This is a genomic window from Knoellia koreensis (assembly GCF_013041615.1).
In the GTDB taxonomy this organism is placed as follows: domain Bacteria; phylum Actinomycetota; class Actinomycetes; order Actinomycetales; family Dermatophilaceae; genus Pedococcus; species Pedococcus koreensis.
Genome location: NZ_JABEPQ010000002.1, coordinates 46985 through 68456, shown reverse-complemented (window position 1 = coordinate 68456; position 21472 = coordinate 46985). Strand labels below are relative to the sequence as shown.

Below are 21472 nucleotides of genomic sequence, written 5' to 3'. Positions count from 1 at the left end.
GGCATACGCGACGTCTGTGCGCGCACTGGATGGTTGCGTCGGTGGCGACGGCTTCCGCCCTGAGCGGACAAGGGCTGACCCGGGCGCACCAACGGCGATTCAATGGTGAAAATGGAGTAGTCCGGCGGGTAGCGTCGGAGCAAGCCAGTTGCACCCCGGTGGAGAGGATCGTCGCGTGGCACGCATGGGAGAGAGCGGCGACCTGCTCAAGTGCTCGTTCTGTGGGAAGAGCCAGAAGCAGGTCAAGAAGCTCATCGCCGGCCCCGGCGTCTACATCTGTGACGAGTGCATCGACCTGTGCAACGAGATCATCGAGGAGGAGCTCGCCGAGTCCTCCGAGCTGGGCCTGGACGAGCTGCCCAAGCCGCGCGAGATCTTCGACTTCCTCCAGAACTACGTCGTCGGCCAGGACGTCGCCAAGAAGGCGCTCGCCGTCGCGGTCTACAACCACTACAAGCGGATCCAGGCGGGCGAGGCGGCCGGCACGGCCAAGAAGGACGTCGAGTCGGTCGACATTGCCAAGTCCAACATCCTGCTCATCGGACCGACCGGCTGCGGAAAGACCTACCTCGCGCAGACCCTCGCCAAGATGCTCAACGTCCCGTTCGCCATCGCCGACGCGACCGCGCTGACCGAGGCCGGCTACGTCGGTGAGGACGTCGAGAACATCCTGCTCAAGCTGATCCAGGCCGCCGACTACGACGTCAAGAAGGCCGAGACGGGCATCATCTACATCGACGAGGTCGACAAGATCGCCCGCAAGTCCGAGAACCCCTCGATCACTCGGGACGTGTCCGGCGAGGGCGTGCAGCAGGCGCTGCTGAAGATCCTCGAGGGCACGACCGCCAGCGTCCCGCCGCAGGGTGGCCGCAAGCACCCGCACCAGGAGTTCATCCAGATCGACACGACGAACGTCCTGTTCATCGTGGGCGGCGCGTTCGCCGGGCTGGAGAAGCTCATCGAGTCGCGCAGCGGCAAGAAGGGCCTCGGCTTCGGCTCCGAGCTGCACACGCCGAAGGACCTCGCCGAGTCGATCGGTGACGTGATGCCCGAGGACCTCATGAAGTTCGGGCTCATCCCCGAGTTCATCGGCCGCCTGCCCGTCATCACCACGGTCAGCCCGCTCGACCGCAGCGCGCTCGTCACGATCCTCACCGAGCCGCGCAACGCGCTGGTGAAGCAGTACCAGAAGATGTTCGAGATCGACGGCGTCGAGCTCGAGTTCAGCGACGACGCCCTCGAGGCCATCGCCGACCAGGCGCTCACGCGCGGCACCGGCGCCCGCGGTCTGCGCGCGATCATGGAGGAGGTGCTCCTCCCGGTCATGTTCGACGTGCCGAGCGACGAGGGCATCGCCAAGGTCGTGGTCACCCGCGAGGTCGTGCTCGAGAACGTCCTGCCGACGATCGTGCGTCGCGACGAGGAGCCCAAGCGGCCCCGCAAGCGCTCCGCCTGAGCGTCCGGTCGCCTGCACCACCCGCGGGTATGCCGCGTGGTCGCCGCCGCGGCATACCGGCCACTTCGCTCGGGAAGCTTGAGGTTCGCTCGGCTCACAATGGCGAGCGAACCCGAGGTTCGCGCATGACGCGGAAAAGCTGGGGCGGGCGGGGTCAGCTGGGGTGGGGCTGCTCGCGCGACGCCAGCCAGAGCGCCAGGGCGAGGAGCGCCGTGCCGGCCAACGCGGCATACGTGAAGGTGCCTCGGCCGGGCTCACCGGTGCGTGACACGGCCACCGACACCGCCCACACGGGGCAGCAGGCAAGCACGACGAGCGCGGCGCGCCGGGTCCAGCGCCGGATGGTCAGGCCCGGCAGGGGCGCCTGCGGCGGCAGCGCAGCGGCCAGTGACGTACACAGGTGGACGGCCAGCAGCAGCACGGCGGTGACGAGCGTCAGCAGCCACGCGCTGGTGGTGTGGGGGACCGGCACCGTGACCAGCCAGTGGACCGCGAGCCCGAGGACCAGCACGAACGCCAGCCGGGACGAGGGGTTCAGGGCCACCCACACCGACAGCCCCACGAGGAGCGCAGCCGCGATCCACAGCGGTGACAGGGACGCGGCCAGGGTGACGGCGCAGGCGCCCACGGTCGCCACGACGACCAGAGCACGCAGGACGGCCTGGGAGCGCGACAGCATCAGCGGCTCACCACCCTCGGGGCGCGGGCGCGGCGGCCGAGGTCGCGCAGGACGAGGTCGAGGGTGCCGGGGCCGATCCACGGAACGATCGGTACGCCGGACTCGCGGGCGCGGGTGAGCTCACGTTCGCGTTCCATGAGCCGCAGCCGCCAGGCCAGGGGCGCGCCCTTGGCGTGCTCGTCGACGGCGGTGAGCTCGGCGAGCCGTTCGGGCGGCAGGTCAGGGGTCGCGAACTCGGCGGGCAGCGTGTCGACCACGACGACGGACAGGCCGCGCCGCGACAGCGAGACCGCGTGGGCGATGACGTCGGTCGACACGGCGGGCGTCAGCAGCACGACGAGGGTGCCCGCGCCGACGCGGTGTCGCAGCTGGGAGCGGAGTCGCTTCTCATCGCTCACGGTGTTGTCACCGGGGCGCACCCGGGCGAGCACGTCGAGGACCCGGCGCAGGTGGTTGTTGCCGGCCCGGGCGGCGAGCGGCGGGAGGTCCTTGGTGCCGAGCACGATGAGGCCGACGCGGTCACCGGTGCGCAGGTAGTGCTCGGCGATGGCACCGGCCGCGCGGACCGAGTTGTCGAGGCTGGTGCCCGTGCGGCGCTCCTCGTCGGCGAGGCCGGCATCGGTGAGACCGGTGTCGGCACCCAGGTCGTGCATGGCGTCGACGAGCAGGAGGATCTCGCTGTCCTGGTCGGCGTGCGTGGCGGTGACGTGCAGCGTGCCGGTGCGGACCGACACCGGCCAGTGCACCCGGCGCAACCGGTCACCGAACCGGAACGGGCGGATGTCGGCCAGCTCGCCGCCATCGCCCAGGTGGGCGGACCGGCTGCGGCCGACGAGACCGTCGGGGTGGGGCACGGCTGTGCGGGCGGAGAAGTGGTCGGGCAGCGGCACCGTGGTCACGGGTGCGGAGCGGACCGGCTCGGGCTGCCACATGAAGGCGCCGAACGGTCCCGAGACGGCGGTGCTCGCAGGTCCGAGGGTGCGGTGACCCCACCGGGTGCTCTGGGCGAGGACGTCGAGCCGGGCCGTCGTGCCCGTCGGCGAGAGCGCCGCCGCGACCGCACGGCTCGTCGGCGTGGTCCGCACGAAGGGAGTGCGCAACAGGCTGACCCCGAGTTCTTCGACGCCTGGTCCCCGTTCGACGGTCGTGGTCCAGGCGGTGGTCTGCCCCTCGCGCAGCACGGTATGGCGCACCCAGGCATGCACGACGGGTGCGCGCTCGGGTCGGGTGGCCAGGGCCCAGGCAGCGATCACCAGCAGGGGCGCGGCAAACGCAATCGCGTCCGGCCGGCGCAGCAGCAGTCCGATGACGAGCAGCAGCAGCCCGACCAGCGTCGCCCGCACCTGTGCCGGCGTGGCGCGCCAGGTCGCGGTCAGCCGCGAACCCGCAGGGGGCGGGTTCGCGGTCACGGCCTCCGTGCCGCCCGCAGCCATGTCACCGCCAACAGCCTTGTCACCGCCGGGAGCCTCGCCGCCGGCAGTCTCGGCGCCGATGGCCGTACCCGCACCGGTACCGGCAGCGGCCGCCTCGCCCGGCGAGGTGCCAGCGGCCGTGGGGCTCTGGCTCACGGCCGCTCGAAACCGGTCCGCTGGCCCCCGTCCGTGGCGGCCGGCGTCGGCACCGAGGTCAGCAGCGAGTCGATGACGCTGGCGGCCGAGACGTCGTTCATCCACAGCTCGGGCCGCGCGGTGACGCGGTGGTCGAGCGCGGCGTGGGCGACGGCCTTGACGTCCTCGGGGGTGACGTAGTCGCGACCGCGCACGACGGCATACGCCCGGGCGGTGAGCAGCAGCGCGAGCGAGCCACGCGGCGAGGAGCCCATGAGCAGGCTCTGGTGGTTGCGCGTCGCGGCGACGAGCTTGACGCAGTACTGACCGACGCCCTCGTCGACGGTGACCTGCTCGACCGCGGCCTGCATCGCCATGAGGCCTTCGGCGTCCGTGACCTGCGCGACGGACTGCTCCTCCTGTCGGCGGTCCATGCGCCGCTGGAGCACCTCCCACTCCTCGTTCGCGGTGGGGTAGCCGAACGAGACGCGCAGCAGGAAGCGGTCGAGCTGAGCCTCCGGGAGCGGGTAAGTCCCTTCGTACTCAACGGGATTCGCCGTGGCGAGCACGTGGAACGGCTTGGGCAGCGGGAAGGTCTCGCCCTCGACGGTGGCCTGTCCCTCCTGCATCGCCTCGAGCAGCGCGGACTGCGTCTTCGGGGGCGTGCGGTTGATCTCGTCGGCGAGCAGCAGACCGGTGAACAGTGGCCCCTTGCGGAACGTGAACTCGTGGGTGCGCTGGTCGTAGAGGAAGGACCCGGTCAGGTCGCTCGGCAGCAGGTCGGGCGTGAACTGCGCCCGCGCGAAGTCGAGCCCGAGCGCCTGCGCGAAGGACCGCGCCGCGAGCGTCTTCCCGAGCCCCGGGAAGTCCTCCATCAGCACGTGCCCACCGGCGAGGATGCCCGACAGCACGAGCTCGAGGCTGCGGCGCTTGCCGACGACCGCGCGCTCGACCTCGGTGAGGATCGCGTTGGCGCGTTCGGAGACGCCGCTCAGGGCGAGGGTGTCGTTCACTAGAGCTCCTCCAGGGTGGTGAGGTACCCGGCGACGCGGGCGTGGTCGAGCCGGGTGGTCGGGGGATTGGTGAGGTATGCCGTGAGGTCGGCGCCCAGGGCGGCCCTGGCGCGCTCGGTGTGGTCGGGGCCGCCGTCGAGGACGATGCCGTGGCGGCTGCGCAGGCGGTCCTCGGCGAGCGTGCGGAGCTGGTCGTGCAGCTCGGTCTGGGCGACGGCATCACCGGCGACGGCGGCGTCGACGCGGGCGGCCAGGCGGTTCACGCGGGGGTCGGTGCCCCGCGGCGGATGGGGGTCGGTGAAGGCGTTGGACCAGTCGGTGCCGCGGTGGTTCTGCCACAGCCACTGGGTGAGGACGGCGACGGCCGCGAGCACGGCCAGGCAGGCCAGCAGCGTGGCGACGTTGAGGGTCCCGGGTGCGAGCGTCACGACGGCGCCGATGACGACGGCGACGCCGAGGGCCAGGACGAGCTGGCTCGTGGGTGCCAGGCCCCTGATCCGGGCGATCACCGGACGCCTCCCGCCGAGGGTCCGCCCGCGCCGGCGCGCGCAGGCCGGGCAGCCTTGGGCGCCTCGGCCCGAGCGAGGTCGGCCGTGACCTGCCGCAGGGCCGTGCGCGCCTGGTCGCGCATGTCCTCGCCCACCTCGTGCCGCGAGAAACGGGCCTCGCGGTAGAGGGAGGCGAGCCGGTCGAGCGCACCCGCGTCCACGGCATACGAACGCATGACGGCGGTCACGATCTCGGCGGGCGTGCGTGCCTCGTTCTGGTGGATGCCCGCGGAGGTGATGGCGTCCTCGAGCGAGACCCAGGCGGCGATGACGCCGTTGCTCGGGGTGCCGCGGGCGAGCAGCTCCTCGCTCTCCTGCGCGGCGGCGCGCAGGCGCTCGGGGGTGAGCTCGCTGCCCGCGCCTTCCTCGGTCGGGTCGACCCGGTGCCGGGCGAGCGTGTCGCGGATGGAGCGCACGACCGCGACGAGGACGAACACCACCACAGCCACGAGCACGATGGTGAGCACCCACGACACGATCGCGGTCATCAGGCTGTCGGTGTGCGTCGTGCCGGCCCGGGTCTTGACCGCCGCTCCGCTCCGGATGGCGCCGCTGGCGTACTCCTCGCCGGGCGCGCTGGACTCCTTGCCGGAGATGCTCTGCGCGGCGAAGATGCCGACCGGCCCGGCCGCGGCCACCCACGCGGACAGCAGCAGCGTCGCCGCCGTCGCCACCCCCAGGGTCCACCCGCGCCTCGTCACGGTCCTCGACCCTAGGCATCTGCGCAGGTCGGCGGTAGTCCCTTGCGGCCGCTGCGTCCGGTTCGTTACCAATTCACGGAAGTCGTGCCGCGAGCGATGAGTTTTCGTGGCGGCGCCGGTCGGTAGGGGTGTGCGAGGCTGACCTGAGTTCGCACGGACACGCCGGGACCACGCGAGGAGACCCATGACCGAGGTACGCGAGACGGAGCTGCGCGACACGGAGTTGCGAGAGCCGGAGACGCGCGAACGGCGCACCGAGGACTTCCCGTCGCTCACCGACACCTACCGTCGCGAGCTCACCGCGCACTGCTACCGCATGACCGGGTCGATCCACGACGCCGAGGACCTCGTCCAGGAGACCTACATCCGGGCGTGGCGGGCGTATGCCGCGTTCGAGGGGCGATCGTCGGTGCGCACCTGGCTCTACCGGATCGCCACGAACGTGTGCCTCACCTCCCTCGAGGGCAAGGACCGGCGGCCGTTGCCGACCGGGCTGGGTGCGCCGGCGAGCGAGCCGGGGGAGCAGGTCGTGGCGTCGAACGAGATCTCGTGGCTCGAGCCCGCGCCCGACCCGTTGGTCGGCACCGACGAGTCCGACCCGGCGGCGATCGTCGCGCAGCGTGACACGATCCGGCTGGCGTTCGTGGCGGCCCTCCAGCACCTGCCGGCCCGTCAGCGCGCGGTGCTGATCCTGCGCGACGTGCTGCGGTGGCGCGCCGCCGAGGTGGCCGAGGCGCTCGACACGACCGAGGCGGCGGTCAACTCCGCGCTCCAGCGGGCGCACGCCCAGATCGCCAAGGCCCACGTCACGGCCGACACCGTCGAGGACGACCTGGCCGAGGACCGGCGCGAGCTGCTCGACCGCTACGTCCAGGCGTTCTGGGACAAGGACATCAACGCCATCGTGAGCATGCTCAAGGCCGACGCCATCTGGGAGATGCCGCCGTTCACCGGCTGGTACTCCGGCGCCGACGCGATCGGGCGCCTCATCGACTCCCAGTGCCCCGGCGGCGTGCACGACATGCCGATGGTCGCGACGACCGCGAACGGGCAGCCGGCGTTCGGCCTCTACATGCGCCAGGACGACGGCACGTTCACGCCGTTCCACCTGCAGGTGCTGACGATCGAGGGCGGCAAGGTCAGCCACGTGGCGGCCTTCTTCGACGAGAAGCTCTTCGAGAAGTTCGGTCTGCCGGCGCGGCTGCCGGCGGACCACCCCGTCAGCTTCGGGTGAGCGCCGTGATGTCCATGGCGACCGGTCCGGCGCGACCACCGGGAGCCGTCGAGCTGTTGGAACGCTCCATCGCCTACACCGGCGGGGTCCTGGCCGAGGTGCGCGCCGAGCACCTCGACCGCGCGACACCGTGCGCACAGTGGGACCTGCTCGCGCTGCTGCGGCACATGGACGACTCCCTCGACGCGTTCGCGGCGGCCGCGTCGGCGCCCGCCCTGTCGCTCGCGCCCTCCCCGTCGGGCCTGGAGGGAATGGCCGTGGTCGACCGGATCCGGTGGCGCGCCTGCACCCTGCTCGGCCACTGGCACCCGGAGCCCGTCGGCTCGGTCGGGCTCGGCGACCTCGCACTGCCGCGTGAGCTGCTCGGGGCCGTCGGGGCGCTGGAGATCACGCTGCACGGGTGGGACGTCGCGCAGGCCACCGGCTCGCGGCGACCCATCCCTCCGGCCCTCGCGATGGACCTGTGGCCGGTGGCGCGCGACCACGTCACCGACCTCGACCGACCCGCGCGGTTCGGCGCAGAGGTCGACGTCCCCGACACGGCATCCCCCCAGACCCGCCTGCTCGCCCACACCGGCCGCCGCTGACCCTTGCGCCTCACGCGCCCCGGCACTTGCGAGTCTTCGGAACAATTTCCACGCTGGAACGTCGGAATTCTTCCGAAGACTCGCAAGTGACGGCGCGGCGGGTGAGGATGTGGGCATGACCTCGGGTTACCGGTTGCGGCAGGGCGACATCGGACCGGTGCAGCAGAGCCCGGTCACGTGTGGCTCGGCCTGCCTCACCGTCGCCCGCATGCTGGTGAACCCCGAGTTCGCGCGCTGGATCACCACGGGGGAGGGGCCGCGCGCCGACGCGCCCCCCGGCCGTGACGAGCAGGCGCGGTTCGCGGCATACGAACGCGTCGTCATGCGCCGCACGAACGGGCTGCTGGGAGCAGGGAGGCGACTCAACGTGCCGTGGCCGCACGCCCTCGGCACCCCGCCGTGGGGAGCGGGCAAGGAGCTGGAGTTCGGCGCCTCGAGGCGTGGCACGCAGTACCACCAGCGGTGGCTGCGCCCCCTCGACCGCGGTCGGCTCCGCGCCGCGCACTCACGGCTCGTCGACGTCGTCGCCGAGGGCGAGCCGGCGCTGCTCTACATCGGCAACGGCCTCCTGCCGCGCCACGTCACGCTCGTCCTGCCGGGCGACGGCGACCGCATCCTCGACGTCTACGACCCGGCCACCGGGCAGGTCACGTTGCTCGACGAAAACTGTTTTGCCGCACGGAAACTCGGCATCGCGGGCTGGGACGTCCCGTGGGTCGCGGTGCAACCCACGGGAGCCCGCACCGTTCAGGCCTTCGGCTTCTCCACCGGGATCAGCTCGGCGTCACGCGCGACCGGGGTCTCGGCCTCGGCGTAGTCGATCGAGCCGGTGATGCGGCCCGCCGCGCGCAGGTCGTCCTCACCGACGCGCACGAGGTCGGCCCAACCGGCGGGACCGGCCAGCGTCACCTTGGCGACCTCGGCGCGCATGCCCACCTTGGCCTCGGACTTGGTCTTGCGGACCCCCGCGAGAGCCTCGCCGACCGCGCCCAGGAGCGCCGGGTCGCCGCCCTCACCGGCCGCCACCTCGGCGCGCGTGGGCCAGGTCGCGTGGTGCACCGAGCCGTCGTGCGACCACGACCAGACCTCCTCGGTGGCGTAGGGCAGGATCGGCGCGAACAGCCGCAGTAGCACGTCGAGCGCGATCCGCAGCGCGGCCCGCGCGGACGCCGCGCCCTCCTCACCCCGGCTGCCGTACGCGCGGTCCTTGACGAGCTCGAGGTAGTCGTCGCAGAACGCCCAGAAGAAGGTCTCGGTCAGCTCGAGCGAGCGGGTGTAGTCCCACGCCTCGAAGCCCGCGGTGGCGGCGTCGACGACCTCGCCCAGGCGGGCGAGCATGGCCTTGTCGAGCGGGTCGGTCACCGCGGCCGACAGGTCGCCGTCGACCTCACCGCTGAGCTGATTGGCTTCGGCTCCGCCAAAGGAAAGAGCGAACTTGCTCGCGTTGAGGATCTTGATCGCGAGCCGTCGCCCGACCTTCATCTGACCGGTGTCGTATGCCGCGTCGGCGCCCAGGCGACCGCTGGCCGCCCAGTAGCGCACGGCATCGGTGGAGTGCTCCTTGACGACGTCCTCTGGGGTGACGACGTTGCCCTTGGACTTGCTCATCTTCTTGCGGTCGGGGTCGAGGATCCAGCCGCTGATGGCGGCGTTCGTCCACGGCACCGAATCGAACTCGAAGTGCGAGCGGACGACCGTGGCGAACAGCCAGGTGCGGATGATGTCGTGACCCTGCGGGCGGACGTCCATCGGGAAGACGAGGTCGAACAGCGCCTTGTCGTCGCGCCAGCGCCCGGCGATCTGGGGGGTGAGCGACGACGTCGCCCACGTGTCCATGATGTCGGGGTCGCCGGTGAACCCGCCCGGCTGGTCGCGCTGCGACTCGTCGTAGCCGTCGGGCGCCTGCGCGCGCGGGTCGATCGGCAGCTGGTCCTCGGTGGGCACCAGCGGCTTGTCCCACACGGGGTCGCCGGAGTCGTCGACGGGGTACCAGACCGGGATCGGCACGCCGAAGAACCGCTGCCGCGAGATGAGCCAGTCGCCGTTGAGGCCGGCCACCCAGTTCTCGTAGCGGCTGCGCATGAACGCCGGGTGGAAGTCGATCTCGCGACCGCGGGCGCGCAGCTGCTCGTTGAGCTCGGCGTCGCGGCCACCGTTGCGGATGTACCACTGGCGCGACGTGACGATCTCGAGCGGCTTCTCGCCGCGCTCGTAGAAGTTGGCCTTGCGCTGGGTCGGCACCGGCTCGCCGTCGAGGTCGCCGGACTCGCGCAGCGCGGCCACGACCGCCTCGCGCGCCGAGAACGTCGTCTTGCCCGCGAGACCGTCGGCGAAGAGGCCAGCACCCGGACCGCCCGCAATCCACTCCGGCGTCTCGGCCTGGATGCGACCGGAGCGGGTGATGACCGACCGCGTCGGCAGCTGGAGCTCGCGCCACCAGATGACGTCGGTGAGGTCACCGAAGGTGCAGCACATCGCGATGCCCGCACCCTTGTCCTGCTCGACCAGCCGGTGCGGCAGCACCGGCACCTCGACCCCGAACAACGGTGAGGTGACCGTGGTGCCGAACAACGCGGCATACCGCTCGTCGTCGGGGTTGGCCACGAGCGCGACGCACGCGGGGATCAGCTCGGGGCGCGTCGTCTCGATGTAGACCGGCTCCCCGTCGGGGCGGTGGAACGCGACCCGGTGGAACGCGCCCGGGTAGTCCTTGGCCTCGAGCTCGGCCTGGGCGACCGCGGTCTGGAAGGTGACGTCCCACAGCCCCGGCGCCTCCGCCTGGTAGGCCTCGCCGCGGGCGAGGTTGCGCAGGAACGCCTGCTGCGCCGTCGCGCGCGAGTGGTCGTCGATGGTGCGGTAGCTGATGTCCCAGTCGAGGCTGAACCCCATGCGGCGGAACAGGCTCTCGAACGCCTTCTCGTCCTCGACCGTCAGCTCGTCGCACAGGTCGATGAAGTTCTGCCGCGAGATCGGCGTCGCGTCGGCAGCCTTGAGGCTCTTGGCATCCCCGCGGTGCGGCGGCTCGAACCCGGGGTCGAACGGCAGCGACGCGTCACCACGCACGCCGTAGTAGTTCTGCACCCGCTTCTCGGTCGGCAGGCCGTTGTCGTCCCAGCCGATGGGGTAGAAGACGTGGTGGCCGGTCATCCGCTTGTAGCGCGCCATGCAGTCGGTGTGCGTGTAGCTGAACACGTGACCCATGTGCAGGCTGCCGCTCGCGGTCGGCGGCGGGGTGTCGATCGAGAAGACCTTGTCGCGCCCGGCCGCGGCCGCCGCCTCGCGGTCGAAGGTGTACGTGCCCTGCTCACGCCATACCTGCGCCCACTTGTCCTCGAGCCCGTCGATGCTCGGGCGGTCGGGGATGCGAGTGGCAGCAGGCGTGGACGGAGCGTCGGTCATGGGGGGAATCTTCCCATTGGCGGCCGCGGCGACTCCAATCGGTATGCCGGTGGCAGACACGAGGGCGGGTCACAGCCGGAGCGCCTAGGGTGTGGCCATGGAGCCGGTCTACCAGGGCGTCATCGGCGTCGCGCGCACGCTGTTCGCCTTCCAGGGGTTGAAGATCCGCCTCCGCGGGCTCGACCACGTGCCCCGCACCGGTGGCGCGGTGATGTGCATCAACCACACGGGCTACTTCGACTTCACGTATGCCGGGTTGGCCGGCGTCGAGGTCGGTCGCCTCGTGCGGTTCATGGCAAAGAAGTCGATCTGGGCGAACCCGGTGGCCGGGCCGCTGATGAACGGCATGCACCACATCCCGGTCGACCGCGAGGCCGGTCAGGAGTCGTTCGAGCGGGCACTGCGGGCCCTCAAGGACGGCGAGATCGTGGGTGTCTTCCCGGAGGCGACGATCAGCCGGTCGTTCGAGCTCAAGGAGTTCAAGAGCGGCGCGGTTCGGCTCGCCCAGCAGGCCGGGGTGCCGGTGCTGCCGGTCACCATCTGGGGCTCGCAGCGAGTGTGGACCAAGGGGCACCCGCGCAGGATGGGCCGGCACGGCATACCGCTGTTCATCACGGTCGGCGCCCCCCTCGAGGTGGCTGCGGCCGACGACCCCGCGGCAGCGACGGCGACCGTCAAGGCGGCGATGGCCGCGCAGCTCGAAGCCGACCAGGCGGCATACCCGGCCTGGCCGGACGCCGAGGCGCACCTCCTGCCGACCCGGCTCGGCGGCAGCGCGCCCACGCTGGAGGAGGCCGACGCCCTCGACGCCGCCGACCGCGAGCGCCGGCAACGCCAGGCGCCGCAAGGCGATTCGCGCGGCTGACCGGTCCGTCCGGTCGGTCGCCCGTCAGACGGGGTGGCCGAGGTGGGCGAGCGCCTGGCGCAGGAGGACGCCGTGGCCGCCGTCCATCTCGTCGAGGACGCTGGGCGCCAGCGCCTCCCGCGGGGTGAGCCAGGTGAGGTCGAGCGCGTCCTGCTGCGGGTGGGCATCGCCGGCGACCGGCACGACGAACGCCAGCGACACGGCGTGCTGGCGCGGGTCGTGGAACGGCGTGACGCCGGGGATGGGGAAGTACTCGGCGACGGTGAACGGCTGCGGGCTCGGCGGCACCTGGGGCAGCGCCATCGGGCCGAGATCCTTCTCGATGTGCCGGAGCAGGGCGTCGCGGACCCGCTCGTGGTAGAGCACGCGACCGGACACGAGCTCGCGCCGCACCTCGCCGTCGGAGGCGCGCAGCAGCAGGCCGACCGCGGTGACCGAGCCCTTGTCGTCGACGCGCACGGGGACAGCGTCGACGTAGAGGATCGGGAGCCGCTCGCGCGCTGCGTCGAGATCCTCTCGAGACAGCCACGCGCCGGACGGTTCGACCTCGAGCGAGCTCATAGGGCGTCCTTGCGAATCATGCCTTGTTTCTACCAGCCCGGCACGCTTCAGCTTTTACGCGTCCCGCGGGAAGTGTGAGGTTCGCTCGGTCCAGTAAGGCGAGCGAAGCCAGCTTTCCCGCGTCACGCGGAAAAGCTGTGACTGGTGGGACGCGGAAAAGCTGTGACTGCGGTCAGGACCAGTAGACGCGGCCGGGGTTGAGGATGCCGCGCGGGTCGAACAGCGCCTTGATGGCGCGCTGCCGCTCGATCATGGGGTCGCCGAGCTCGCGCGGCAGCCAGGGCGCCTTGAGCGAGCCGACGCCGTGCTCCCCGGTGATGGTGCCGCCCATGCCGAGTGCCGCGTCGACGATGAGCGTGAATGCCGCGTGGGCGCGCTCGCGGCTCGCGGGGTCGGCGGCGTCGAAGAAGATGCTCGGGTGCAGGTTGCCGTCGCCGGCGTGCCCGGCCATGACGATCTCGAGCCCGCGCTCGGCGGCAATGCGCTGCCCCTCGCGGATCAGGTCGACGAGCCGCCCGACCGGGACGCACACGTCCTCGAGGTAGCGCGGCCCCTCCGCCTCCAGGGCCGGGCTGAGCGCCCGCCGTCCCGCGAGCAGCAGGTCGGCCTCGGCCGGGTCGTCGGCCACCGCGACGTCGACCGCGCCCGCGTCGGTGAGCAGGCCGGCATACCGCTGCACGTCCTCGCTCGTGTGCCCGGGCCGGTCGGACTGCACGAGCAGCACGGCCTCGCAGTCGTCGGGGAAGCCGTAGTCGGCCAGGGCCTGCACCGCGGCGATCGCGGCACGGTCGAGCAGCTCGACGAGGCTGGGCAGGTGGCGTTCGCGGCGCAGCGCGACGATGGCGGCGCTCGCCGCGTCGAGCGAGTCGAAGGTCGCGAGCACGGTGAGCGCTGGGTCGGGCGCCGGGATGAGCCGCGTGGTCACCTCGGTGACGACCCCGAGCGTGCCCTCCGACCCGACGAACAGCCCGGTGAGGTCGAGCCCGGCGACGCCCTTGGCGGTGCGGTGGCCGGTGCGGATCACCTCGCCGCCGGGCAGCACCACCTGGAGCGCGCGCACGTAGTCGCCGGTGACGCCATACTTCACGCAGCACAGCCCACCGGCGTTGGTGGCGACGTTGCCGCCGATCGTGCAGAACGCCGAGCTGGCCGGGTCCGGCGGGTAGAACATGCCCTCGGCGGCGACCGCGTCCTTGAGTGCCTTGTTGAGCACACCCGGCCCCGCGACGGCATACCCCTCGAGCGGGTCGATCGTCGTGATCGAGTCCATGCCCTCGGTGTTGAGGACGACGCCGCCCTCGATCGCGACCGAGGCGCCGGTGAGGCTGCTGTGCGCGCCCTGCGGCACGACCGGCGTGCCCGTCGCGTCGGCCCAGCGCATCACCTCGACCACGTCGTCGAGGCTGCGCGCCCGCACGACCTCGAAGTGCTCCGGCGCCTGCGCCCCGACCGACTCATCCGTCGCATACCCCGCCTTGACGTCAGGGTCGCTGACCGTGGCGACGGCGAGGACGGTGGGTGGTGGCGTCATCCCGCCAGCGTATGCCGCGTGCTCACCGGTTCGTCGAAGGTCACCTCGTCGTCGAACGCAGCCCGACGGCTGGCGCGGCGCAGCGTCGCGAGGACGGCCTTCCCGGTGATGGAGATGAGGACGACGTTGGTGAGGGCGCGGCCGAGGTCCCACCACAGGCTCGTGGCGACCGAGAACGTGCCGAAGCGGCGCAGGTTCTCCCACGGTGGTGCGCCCGCCACGAACGACAGGTCGCCGCCGAGCCCGACCGCGAACGGCCAGAACGAGAAGTTGAGCAGCCAGCCGTAGAGCAGTCCCGCCACGGCGCCGTATGCCGCGAGCAGCGGCACCTCCCACCGGCCTGGCACGCGGGGGAGCAGGCCCGCGCCGAGGCCGACCCAGGCGGCGCCGAGCATCTGGTAGGGCAGCCACGGGCCGACGCCTCCGGTCACCAGGGCCGACGCGAACAGCGTCGTCGAGCCGAGCACGAACCCGAACCCGGGGCCGAAGACCCGGCCGCCCAGCACCAGCAGGAAGAACACCGTCTCCAGCCCGGCTGTCCCGGCGCCGAGCGGGCGCAGCGCGGCGCCGACGGCGGAGAGCACACCGAGCATCGCGACGGCCTTGACGTCCAGCCCGCCCTCGCTGATCTCGAACAGCACCACCGCCATGAGCAGCGGGATGAGCAGCGCGAAGACGAGCGGGGCGTCGGCGTTCTGGCCGAGCCGGGCGTCCGGCGTCGCGAACAGCGGCCACAGGAAGATCAGGAGCCCGGCGACCGACACGATGGCCAGGGCGATGGTCGACCGCGGGCGCAGGGCGATGACGTTGCTCATCGTGCACCCCGTCCGTCCGGTTCGAGGTAATCGGATACCGCGGCAGGGTCGTCGCTCACCTCGACCGGAGGCGTGGTCAGGCAGGCGGCGACCTCGGCCACGGTCAGCAACGGCACGGGCGCGAGGACGGCGGCGACCTGCGGCGCGAACTCCGGCGATTCGGTCAGCACCTCGCGGGCGGGTCCGTCGGTGACGACGTGGCCCCGGGAGAGGACGACCACGCGGTCCGCCACGGTGGCGGCGAACTCGACGTCATGGGTGGCGAGGGCGACGGCGTGCCCGTCGGTGGTGAGGTGGGCGAGGAGCGTCGCGAGGGCCTCCTTGCCGGGGTGGTCGAGGCCGCGGGTGGGCTCGTCGAGCAGCAGCACCGGCGGGGTGGTCGCCAGCTGGATCGCGAGGACGAGTGCGAGCTGCTGCCCCTCGGAGAGGTCACGCGGATGCTGCGCGCCGGGTATGCCGGGTGCGAGCCGGTCGAGGAGCGCTCGCGTGGTGCCCGTGGTCGCCGCCGACTCGTGGTCGGACTGGGCGCACTCGGCGGCGACGGTGTCGAGGTAGAGCAGGTCGGGTGCGCTCTGCGGGACGAGCCCGACGAGGCGACGGCGGGTCCGGGGTGCGGCGTCGGCGGGGTCGGTGTGGCTGCCGTCGGGGGTGGTCACGAGGACCTCGCCGCCGGTGCGGGGCCCGCTGCCGTGCAGTGCCCACAGCAGCGAGGACTTGCCGGAGCCGTTGCGGCCCATGAGGGCGACGACCTCGCCGCCGGCCAGGCTCAGGTCGATGCCGCGGACCGCGTCCACCTCGCCGTGGCGGACGGTGACCCCCGTGGCCTGCAGCGCCGTGGTCGGCGCGTGCGCGCTCGCCGTAGCGGTGAGGCCTGCGGTCGGGTGGGCGCCTTGGTCTGTGCCGTCCGCCAAATGCGTTGGCGGAGTAGCAGTTTCAGGTGAAAGAGTGACCGTGGTGACGAGCTGGTCTCGCAAGTCCGTGGCGGCGCGACGAGCCTCGCGCACAGTCAGCGGCAGGGGTTGCCACCCGGCGACCCGGCCGAGCTCGACCACCGGCGGCGCCAGGGCGAGGTCGGCGAAGACCGACCGTGGCTCGCCTTGGCGCACCGTGCCGTCCTCGGCGACCGCGAGCACGGTGTCAGCCAGCCCCGCCACGCGTTCGAGGCGGTGCTCGGACATGACCACGGTGAGGCCGAGGTCGTGGACCAGCCGGGTGACGGTGGCGAGCACGTCCTGCGCGCCGACGGGGTCGAGTGCGGAGGTCGGTTCGTCGAGGACGAGCAGCCGCGGTCCCGCGGTGAGGACGGCACCGATGGCGACCCGCTGCTGCTCACCGCCGGACAGGTCGCGCAGCGGGGCGTCGCGTAGCTCGGCGATGCCCATGAGGTCGAGCACCTCCTCGACCCGGCGACGCATCGTCGGCGGGTCGACCGCCAGCTGTTCGAGGGTGTAGGCGAGCTCCTCCTCGACCGTGTCGGTCACGAACCCGGCCATGGGGTCCTGCGCCACCACCCCGACGATGCCGGCCAGGTCGCGAGGCCGGTGGGTGCGGGTGTCGAGCCCCGCGACCGTCACCCGCCCGGACAGGTGGCCCCCCGTGAAGTGCGGCACCCGGCCCGAGATCGTGCCCAACAGCGTCGACTTGCCCGAGCCCGTCCGCCCGACCAGCAGGGCCAGCTCGCCCTCCTCGACCACCACGGACGCCGAGCGCAGCGCGGGACGCGGCGACGCGGCATACCGGATCGTCACGTCGTCGAGCACGACGACGGGGCTCATCCGCGCACCTCGCGGCGCGGTCGTGGCGGGTCGGGCGCGAGGAACGCCGGCAGGGCGGCGACGAGGAGCCCACCGACCACGAGCAACGGCAGGGCAGGGAGTCCGATCGGGTCCACGGGCAGGACCAGCGCCATCGGGTCACGGTGCTGCTGGGCGAACATCGCGACGGCCGCAACCACGCCACTGGCGGCGACCAGCCACTCGGGCCCACCCCACCGGTCGCGGCGGTAGACGGTGCGCCGCACGCTGCGACCGCCGACCCACAGCCCGAGCGCACACAGGGCCAGCCCGCCGACGAGCATCGGCGCGCCGGTGGCCGCCGGGGCGGTGCCGTCGAGCAACCCGTAGGTGCCGACGGCCGCACCCGCGAGCCCGACGAGCGTCAGGGCTCCGGTGAGTCGGCGCGCGGCTGGGGGCTGCTCGACCCGGCGGCCGTAACCGCGCGAGTCCATCGCGGAGGCGAGCAGCAGTGACCGGTCGAGGGTGTCCTGGAGCACGGGCAGCGCGACGCGGCCCACCGAACGAAGCCCCGTGCCGCCGTCACCGCGCAGCACCCGGGCCCGACGGACCCGCTGCACGCTCTCGGCCAGCTGCGGTGCCACCGTCACCGCGATGACGACGGCGGTGCCGACCTCGTGCAACGCCCCCGGCAGCGCCCGCAGGAGCCGCTTGGGGTTGGCGAGGGCGTTCGCCGCGCCGATGCAGACGATGATGCTGGCCAGCCGCAGCCCCTCCACTGCGGCGGCCAGCAAACCTTCGAGGTGGACCGGCCCCAGCAGCGTGATCCCGGGAAGGTCCACGCTGGGCAGGGTCCACAACCGGTGGGTGCCGAACTTGTAGCCCACCAGCACGTGCAGCACGACGCGCACGGCGACGATGAAGACGCCCAGCCACAGGTACAGGCCGAACGCCCGCGCCCACGGAGAGCTGCCGCGCTTGGCGCTGACGACCAGGGCCGCGACCCCGATCCCCAGGCCCAGCAGCAGCGGGTTCGTCGTGCGTGACACCGCGACGGCCAGGCCGATCGCCCACACCCACCACGCCACCGGGTGGAGGTGACGGGGCAGTGGGGTGATGCGACCGGCCATCGTGCGTCGTGCTGCCCGGGCTCAGTGCTGGGCGCGGCGCCGGCGCGCGAGGTATGCCGCGGCTGCGCCGATGAGCACGACCAGGCCGACCCCGGCCCAGAACGGTGCGTTGCTTCCCGAGCCGTCGGCCGGCTGTGACGTCGGCGCCATGGCCTGGCCCCCGCCGTCCCCGCTGCCCTGGGTGGTGGCACCGTCGGTCGTCGTGGTGCTGGTGCCGCTGGTCGTGGTGGCCGAGGTCGTCGTGGACGACGTCGTCGACGACGTGGGCGCGAGCGTGCTGGTCTTGCCGTTCGGCAGGACCGTGACCTTGGGTGTCGAGCCGGCGCCGCTGCCCGCCGACGCCGAGCCGCGCGGGGCGCCCGGCGTGCCGGCGGTGGAGCTTGCCTTGGGCTTGGGCGAGGACGCGGTCCCCTTGGGCGCAGGCGGTGCCGGAGGCTTGGGCCGGCTCGAGGACGGGTTCGGCTTGGGCGACGGCTTCGGCGCGGAGGCCGGTGGCGCCACGGAGGGACGCGCACCGGCGCCGAACGCGAAGCCGATCGAGCTGCCCGGGGCCGGGTTGTAGCCGGCGACTCCGACGTTGCTGTACGTCCAGCTTCCCCCTGCGGGTGCGTGGTAGAAGGCCCAGTAGGCGTTCGCCGGGGGCATCTGCACGCAGGGGTCGCTGGCCGGGATTCCGTTGATGCGGCACACGACGGTACCGGGGTAACGCTGCGGGCTCACGACCGAGGCCACCGACTTCAGCGCGGCCATCGCCGAGCTGGGGTCACCCGGCGCACACGACACCGTGGTGCTGGACCCGTAGTCGATGACGACGTTGACCCCGCTCGTACCGGAGCAGGCGGCCGCGTCCGCGCTGCCCACCGGCACCGCGAAGCCGCCTGCCCCGGCGAGCAGGATGGCCGGAACGACACGCGCCAACCAACGACTCACGCGTGGGATCCCTTGCGTCGAGCCACGGCGATGGCGGCGGCGCCGGCTGCGAGGAGCAGCACGGCCAGGGCCAGCGTGACTGCCAGGTTGGCGCCGGTGAAGGCGAGACCGGCTGGGGTGGAGGAGGCGACGGGCTGGTTCCCGGCATCACCCGAACCGCCCGCACCCGGCTCACCCGGCTCACCCGGCGCGGCCGTCGTGCTGGTGCCGTCGGTGCTCGAACTGGTGCTGGAGCTGGAGCTCGACGAGGTGCTCGGCGTGCCGCTGGTCGAGGTCGTGGGTGCCGCACAGGTCAGGGCCGGTGCGTTCGCGTCGGCACCAGTTGCGGACACCGCATACAGCGGCGTGCCTGCCAGCGCGAGGATGGCCTGCGTCGTCGAGCGGCGGTCCTGGTCAGCCGGCTCGGCCTTCGAGCCGGCCGCCTTCTGGGCGCCGAAAGCGGTCTGGTCGTAGGCGATCCCGCCGCGCAGGGTGCTGGGGAACGAGCAGTCGTACTGGAGGTTGCCGAGGAACTCGGCGGCCAGCCGGGCCTGGGCCTTGCGGCCGCCGGCGAGGAACGCCTGGCCGGCGAGGCCGGTCGTGTTGGCGTTGCGCTGGGTCTGGGGACCACCGCCGCCGATGCCCCCGTCGGCACCCTGGCGGGAGGCGAGGTAGTCCAGGCCCGCGGCCGCACCGCTGTCGCTCGTGCTCGCGACCGCGATCAGCGCCTGCACGGCCATAGCGGTGGCGTCCGGGTCGGCCGCCGTCGCGTCCGTGCACGGGGCCCCCTGGTCACCCGTTGCCGGGTAGAAGAGGCGGAAACCGCCGCCGGGGCACTGCTGTGCGCGCAGGAAGGAGACCGCCTGGGCCGGGACCGGCCGACCTGCGCGGTCGAGGGCCATGATCGCCAGCGACTGGCTGAACAGGTTCGAGTAGTCGCCGTACTTCGACTGGTCGGCGTACTTGCCGTTGGGCTTGGCCAGGGACTCGAGCGTGGCGACGAGGTCGTAGCCGCCGAAGGCTCGCGGGTCGACGCCCTGGGCGGACGCGACGAGGAGGAGCTTGGCCACCGGGCCGGCGGCCACCTCGGTCTTGTCACCGAAGCCGATGTAGTCGACGGCGTGCTCGGCCAGGTAGGAGGTGGTGGCCGTGGCCTCGGTCTGGCCGGCGCCGGCGGCGTCGAGCGCGAGCACTGCATCGGCCGTCACGCCGTAGTCGGCGAAGGTGCCGACCCCGTCGACGACCGTGGAGAAGTGGTGCTCGCCCCTGACGAGCTCCTGCACGAGGTAGTGGGCGGCGACCAGGGTGGGGTCGGTCGACGTGGCCGGGCCGGCCGCGGCGGCCATCCCGTACCGCTGGGCGTTGCCGCCGGGCACCAGCCGCGGTGAGGGAGCGCTCGTGGACGAGCTGGACGAGCTGGGCGAGCTGGGCGAGCTGGTCGACTTCGGGGAGCTGCTGGGGGTCCCCGTGGTCGACGAGTCGGAGGTGGTCGTGGTGCTGCCCGAGCCCGTGCCCGTGCCCGTGCCGCCCGTGGCGGTCGTGGTGCTGCCGGTGCTGCCCGTGCCGGTGGTCGGCGACGTCGTCTCGGTGGGAGCCGGCGCGGTCGTGGTGGTGACCGGAGTCGGGGCGGTTGTGCCGGCCAGGGCGCTGCCCGGGACGAGCAGGGCCAGGCCGACGGCCAGGGCGGCGACGGCAGCGGGGCGAGCGCTGCGCAGGGTCGTGCGCGATGTGCGGTGCATGGTGCCTCTTCAAACGAGCGGTGTCGCGACGGGCACCGGCACCAGAAACGACGAAACCCCCGGCGTCGCTCGCGCGACATCGGGGGCGGCTCGGACCTGGTCCGGGCTCCGCCCCGCGTACCTCGACGGAAATGGAGCCGCTCCGCACCCCAGGCAGTCCGGCTCGCCACCTCGCGGTGGCCTACGGTTGCGGGTCAGCGCCGGAATTCGACCGGCTTCCCCTGGAGTGCGTCGTGGGTGTCGCCCGGAGGCGACCGCCTCACCCTACACCGGGGGCGTCCCTCCTTCGCCCGTCGCAGGCGGCCGGCGCACGAGACGTGGCTCACCGTCGACGACCAGGTCGTACTCGTGCACGGGAAGCTCGTCGCGGGGGATGTCGCGGAAGCCGAGGTCGAACAGATGCGGCGGGCGGTCGTGGTCGAGCAGCACGAGCACCCCGGCGGCGTGACGGACCCACGCGCGGTTGGTGCGGGACATGAACAGCCCGCCGACCACGTCGTCAGCCGGCACGGGCACCGTGGCCGTGTGCCGGTCGCCCACGGAGAGCAGCGTGCGGCTCGTCGCCAGCAGGAAGTGCCCATGGGTCGTGCGCAGGCTCTCATCGGCCTCCTCGAACGTCTCGGTCGCGGTGTACTCCCAGTCCGGGGACTTGACCGCCACCGCCCCGCGGAGCACCACGCCAAGGAACACGGGGAACGCGAAGGGTTCGGTGTAGCTGACGCTCACCGTGCACGCCTCGGGGTCGGCCGCGCGGACCTCCCAGCCCATCCGCACAGCACCCGCGACCCACGGGCTCACGTCGCCTTCAACGGCACCCGTCGCGACCTCGCCGTCCTTGGGCTTGCCCCACCCTTTCCACCACCCCATGCGCCGAGCCTCCCACATCAAACCGGGGCGCGACGGCCGCCGCGGGCCCGGTAGACTCGGGCGCACAGGCATCGACCCGGCCATCACCGGTGAGCCTTCGGAAGAACGGCGGGCGCCCACGCGGCATACGGGCTCCCGCTCACTAGACCCGAACGTCT

Annotated in this window: 19 protein-coding genes; 5 read left to right on the top strand and 14 right to left on the bottom strand. The window is 72.5% G+C overall.

Annotation, left to right across the window (positions count from 1 at the left end; translation table 11 throughout):
* The first annotated feature begins 175 nt into the window (after positions 1-175).
* Positions 176-1456 carry an ATP-dependent Clp protease ATP-binding subunit ClpX gene (clpX, locus tag HJG52_RS08665; RefSeq protein WP_346767642.1) on the top strand — a complete coding sequence of 427 codons (1281 nt, stop codon included), beginning with the start codon at positions 176-178 and terminating at the stop codon, positions 1454-1456.
* A 154-nt stretch (positions 1457-1610) separates the two neighbouring features.
* On the opposite strand, the gene HJG52_RS08660 is transcribed toward clpX, so the two are convergent.
* Genes HJG52_RS08660 through HJG52_RS08640 form a run of 5 tightly spaced genes read right to left on the bottom strand, consistent with a single transcriptional unit; the run spans position 1611 to position 5944 of the window.
* A complete protein-coding gene (locus HJG52_RS08660) occupies positions 1611-2135 on the bottom strand; it encodes a hypothetical protein (RefSeq protein ID WP_171243232.1) in 525 nt (174 codons plus the stop codon).
* The gene (locus HJG52_RS21575) at positions 2135-3703 is read right to left on the bottom strand and encodes a DUF58 domain-containing protein (protein ID WP_171243231.1); all 1569 of its coding nucleotides are present in this window, start codon (positions 3701-3703) and stop codon (positions 2135-2137) included. The genes HJG52_RS08660 and HJG52_RS21575 overlap by 1 nt, the downstream gene beginning before the upstream one ends.
* Positions 3700-4695, bottom strand: a complete 996-nt coding sequence (locus HJG52_RS08650) for an AAA family ATPase (RefSeq protein WP_171243230.1) — start codon at positions 4693-4695, stop codon at positions 3700-3702. The genes HJG52_RS21575 and HJG52_RS08650 overlap by 4 nt, the downstream gene beginning before the upstream one ends.
* Entirely contained in the window at positions 4695-5204 is a 510-nt protein-coding gene (locus HJG52_RS08645; protein WP_171243229.1) for a hypothetical protein, read from the bottom strand. Before HJG52_RS08645 ends, HJG52_RS08650 begins: the two co-directional genes overlap by 1 nt.
* The gene (locus HJG52_RS08640; RefSeq protein WP_171243228.1) at positions 5201-5944 is read right to left on the bottom strand and encodes a DUF4129 domain-containing protein; all 744 of its coding nucleotides are present in this window, start codon (positions 5942-5944) and stop codon (positions 5201-5203) included. The genes HJG52_RS08645 and HJG52_RS08640 overlap by 4 nt, the downstream gene beginning before the upstream one ends.
* 184 nt (positions 5945-6128) lie before the next feature.
* On the opposite strand from HJG52_RS08640, the gene HJG52_RS08635 reads away from it, so the two are divergent.
* From HJG52_RS08635 to HJG52_RS08625, 3 genes are all read left to right on the top strand, one after another.
* Positions 6129-7178 carry a sigma-70 family RNA polymerase sigma factor gene (locus tag HJG52_RS08635; RefSeq protein WP_171243227.1) on the top strand — a complete coding sequence of 350 codons (1050 nt, stop codon included), beginning with the start codon at positions 6129-6131 and terminating at the stop codon, positions 7176-7178.
* Between the two features lie 14 nt (positions 7179-7192).
* Positions 7193-7765 (top strand): TIGR03086 family metal-binding protein, encoded by a 573-nt coding sequence (locus HJG52_RS08630; protein ID WP_171243226.1) that lies wholly within the window; start codon positions 7193-7195, stop codon positions 7763-7765.
* Between the two features lie 115 nt (positions 7766-7880).
* Positions 7881-8582, top strand: coding sequence for a hypothetical protein (locus tag HJG52_RS08625; RefSeq protein ID WP_171243225.1), 702 nt, complete (start codon positions 7881-7883; stop codon positions 8580-8582).
* Here HJG52_RS08625 and valS read toward each other — a convergent pair.
* Positions 8513-11164, bottom strand: a complete 2652-nt coding sequence (valS, locus tag HJG52_RS08620) for a valine--tRNA ligase (protein WP_171243224.1) — start codon at positions 11162-11164, stop codon at positions 8513-8515. The genes HJG52_RS08625 and valS overlap by 70 nt on opposite strands.
* A gap of 97 nt (positions 11165-11261) precedes the next feature.
* On the opposite strand from valS, the gene HJG52_RS08615 reads away from it, so the two are divergent.
* Positions 11262-12029, top strand: coding sequence for a lysophospholipid acyltransferase family protein (locus tag HJG52_RS08615; RefSeq protein WP_171243223.1), 768 nt, complete (start codon positions 11262-11264; stop codon positions 12027-12029).
* Between the two features lie 24 nt (positions 12030-12053).
* Here HJG52_RS08615 and HJG52_RS08610 read toward each other — a convergent pair whose 3' ends face one another.
* The 8 genes from HJG52_RS08610 to HJG52_RS08575 form a co-directional block, all read right to left on the bottom strand.
* The gene (locus HJG52_RS08610; protein WP_171243222.1) at positions 12054-12590 is read right to left on the bottom strand and encodes an NUDIX hydrolase family protein; all 537 of its coding nucleotides are present in this window, start codon (positions 12588-12590) and stop codon (positions 12054-12056) included.
* A 172-nt stretch (positions 12591-12762) separates the two neighbouring features.
* Positions 12763-14121 (bottom strand): FAD-binding oxidoreductase, encoded by a 1359-nt coding sequence (locus HJG52_RS08605; protein WP_171243221.1) that lies wholly within the window; start codon positions 14119-14121, stop codon positions 12763-12765.
* The gene (locus HJG52_RS08600; RefSeq protein WP_171243220.1) at positions 14118-14936 is read right to left on the bottom strand and encodes an ECF transporter S component; all 819 of its coding nucleotides are present in this window, start codon (positions 14934-14936) and stop codon (positions 14118-14120) included. The genes HJG52_RS08605 and HJG52_RS08600 overlap by 4 nt, the downstream gene beginning before the upstream one ends.
* Positions 14933-16711: an ABC transporter ATP-binding protein gene (locus HJG52_RS08595; protein ID WP_171243219.1), complete on the bottom strand. Its 1779-nt coding sequence runs from the start codon at positions 16709-16711 to the stop codon at positions 14933-14935. Before HJG52_RS08595 ends, HJG52_RS08600 begins: the two co-directional genes overlap by 4 nt.
* Positions 16708-17799, bottom strand: a complete 1092-nt coding sequence (locus HJG52_RS08590; RefSeq protein WP_171243218.1) for an energy-coupling factor transporter transmembrane component T — start codon at positions 17797-17799, stop codon at positions 16708-16710. The genes HJG52_RS08595 and HJG52_RS08590 overlap by 4 nt, the downstream gene beginning before the upstream one ends.
* A gap of 21 nt (positions 17800-17820) precedes the next feature.
* Positions 17821-18729 carry a hypothetical protein gene (locus HJG52_RS08585; protein ID WP_171243217.1) on the bottom strand — a complete coding sequence of 303 codons (909 nt, stop codon included), beginning with the start codon at positions 18727-18729 and terminating at the stop codon, positions 17821-17823.
* Positions 18726-20447, bottom strand: coding sequence for a hypothetical protein (locus tag HJG52_RS08580; protein ID WP_171243216.1), 1722 nt, complete (start codon positions 20445-20447; stop codon positions 18726-18728). Before HJG52_RS08580 ends, HJG52_RS08585 begins: the two co-directional genes overlap by 4 nt.
* A 264-nt stretch (positions 20448-20711) precedes the next feature.
* The gene (locus HJG52_RS08575; protein WP_171243215.1) at positions 20712-21314 is read right to left on the bottom strand and encodes a hypothetical protein; all 603 of its coding nucleotides are present in this window, start codon (positions 21312-21314) and stop codon (positions 20712-20714) included.
* Positions 21315-21472 lie beyond the last annotated feature (158 nt).

What these genes read in the sequence shown, in the direction of transcription:
- HJG52_RS08580 (WP_171243216.1), bottom strand. Translation starts at nt 20,447, where the DNA reads ATGCACCGCACATCGCGCACGACCCTGCGCAGCGCTCGCCCCGCTGCC.
- HJG52_RS08625 (WP_171243225.1), top strand. Translation starts at nt 7,881, where the DNA reads ATGACCTCGGGTTACCGGTTGCGGCAGGGCGACATCGGACCGGTGCAG.
- HJG52_RS08590 (WP_171243218.1), bottom strand. Translation starts at nt 17,799, where the DNA reads ATGGCCGGTCGCATCACCCCACTGCCCCGTCACCTCCACCCGGTGGCG.
- HJG52_RS08605 (WP_171243221.1), bottom strand. Translation starts at nt 14,121, where the DNA reads ATGACGCCACCACCCACCGTCCTCGCCGTCGCCACGGTCAGCGACCCT.
- HJG52_RS08630 (WP_171243226.1), top strand. Translation starts at nt 7,193, where the DNA reads ATGGCGACCGGTCCGGCGCGACCACCGGGAGCCGTCGAGCTGTTGGAA.
- HJG52_RS08600 (WP_171243220.1), bottom strand. Translation starts at nt 14,936, where the DNA reads ATGAGCAACGTCATCGCCCTGCGCCCGCGGTCGACCATCGCCCTGGCC.
- HJG52_RS08575 (WP_171243215.1), bottom strand. Translation starts at nt 21,314, where the DNA reads ATGGGGTGGTGGAAAGGGTGGGGCAAGCCCAAGGACGGCGAGGTCGCG.
- HJG52_RS08635 (WP_171243227.1), top strand. Translation starts at nt 6,129, where the DNA reads ATGACCGAGGTACGCGAGACGGAGCTGCGCGACACGGAGTTGCGAGAG.
- HJG52_RS08595 (WP_171243219.1), bottom strand. Translation starts at nt 16,711, where the DNA reads ATGAGCCCCGTCGTCGTGCTCGACGACGTGACGATCCGGTATGCCGCG.
- HJG52_RS08615 (WP_171243223.1), top strand. Translation starts at nt 11,262, where the DNA reads ATGGAGCCGGTCTACCAGGGCGTCATCGGCGTCGCGCGCACGCTGTTC.
- HJG52_RS08610 (WP_171243222.1), bottom strand. Translation starts at nt 12,590, where the DNA reads ATGAGCTCGCTCGAGGTCGAACCGTCCGGCGCGTGGCTGTCTCGAGAG.
- HJG52_RS08660 (WP_171243232.1), bottom strand. Translation starts at nt 2,135, where the DNA reads ATGCTGTCGCGCTCCCAGGCCGTCCTGCGTGCTCTGGTCGTCGTGGCG.
- valS (WP_171243224.1), bottom strand. Translation starts at nt 11,164, where the DNA reads ATGACCGACGCTCCGTCCACGCCTGCTGCCACTCGCATCCCCGACCGC.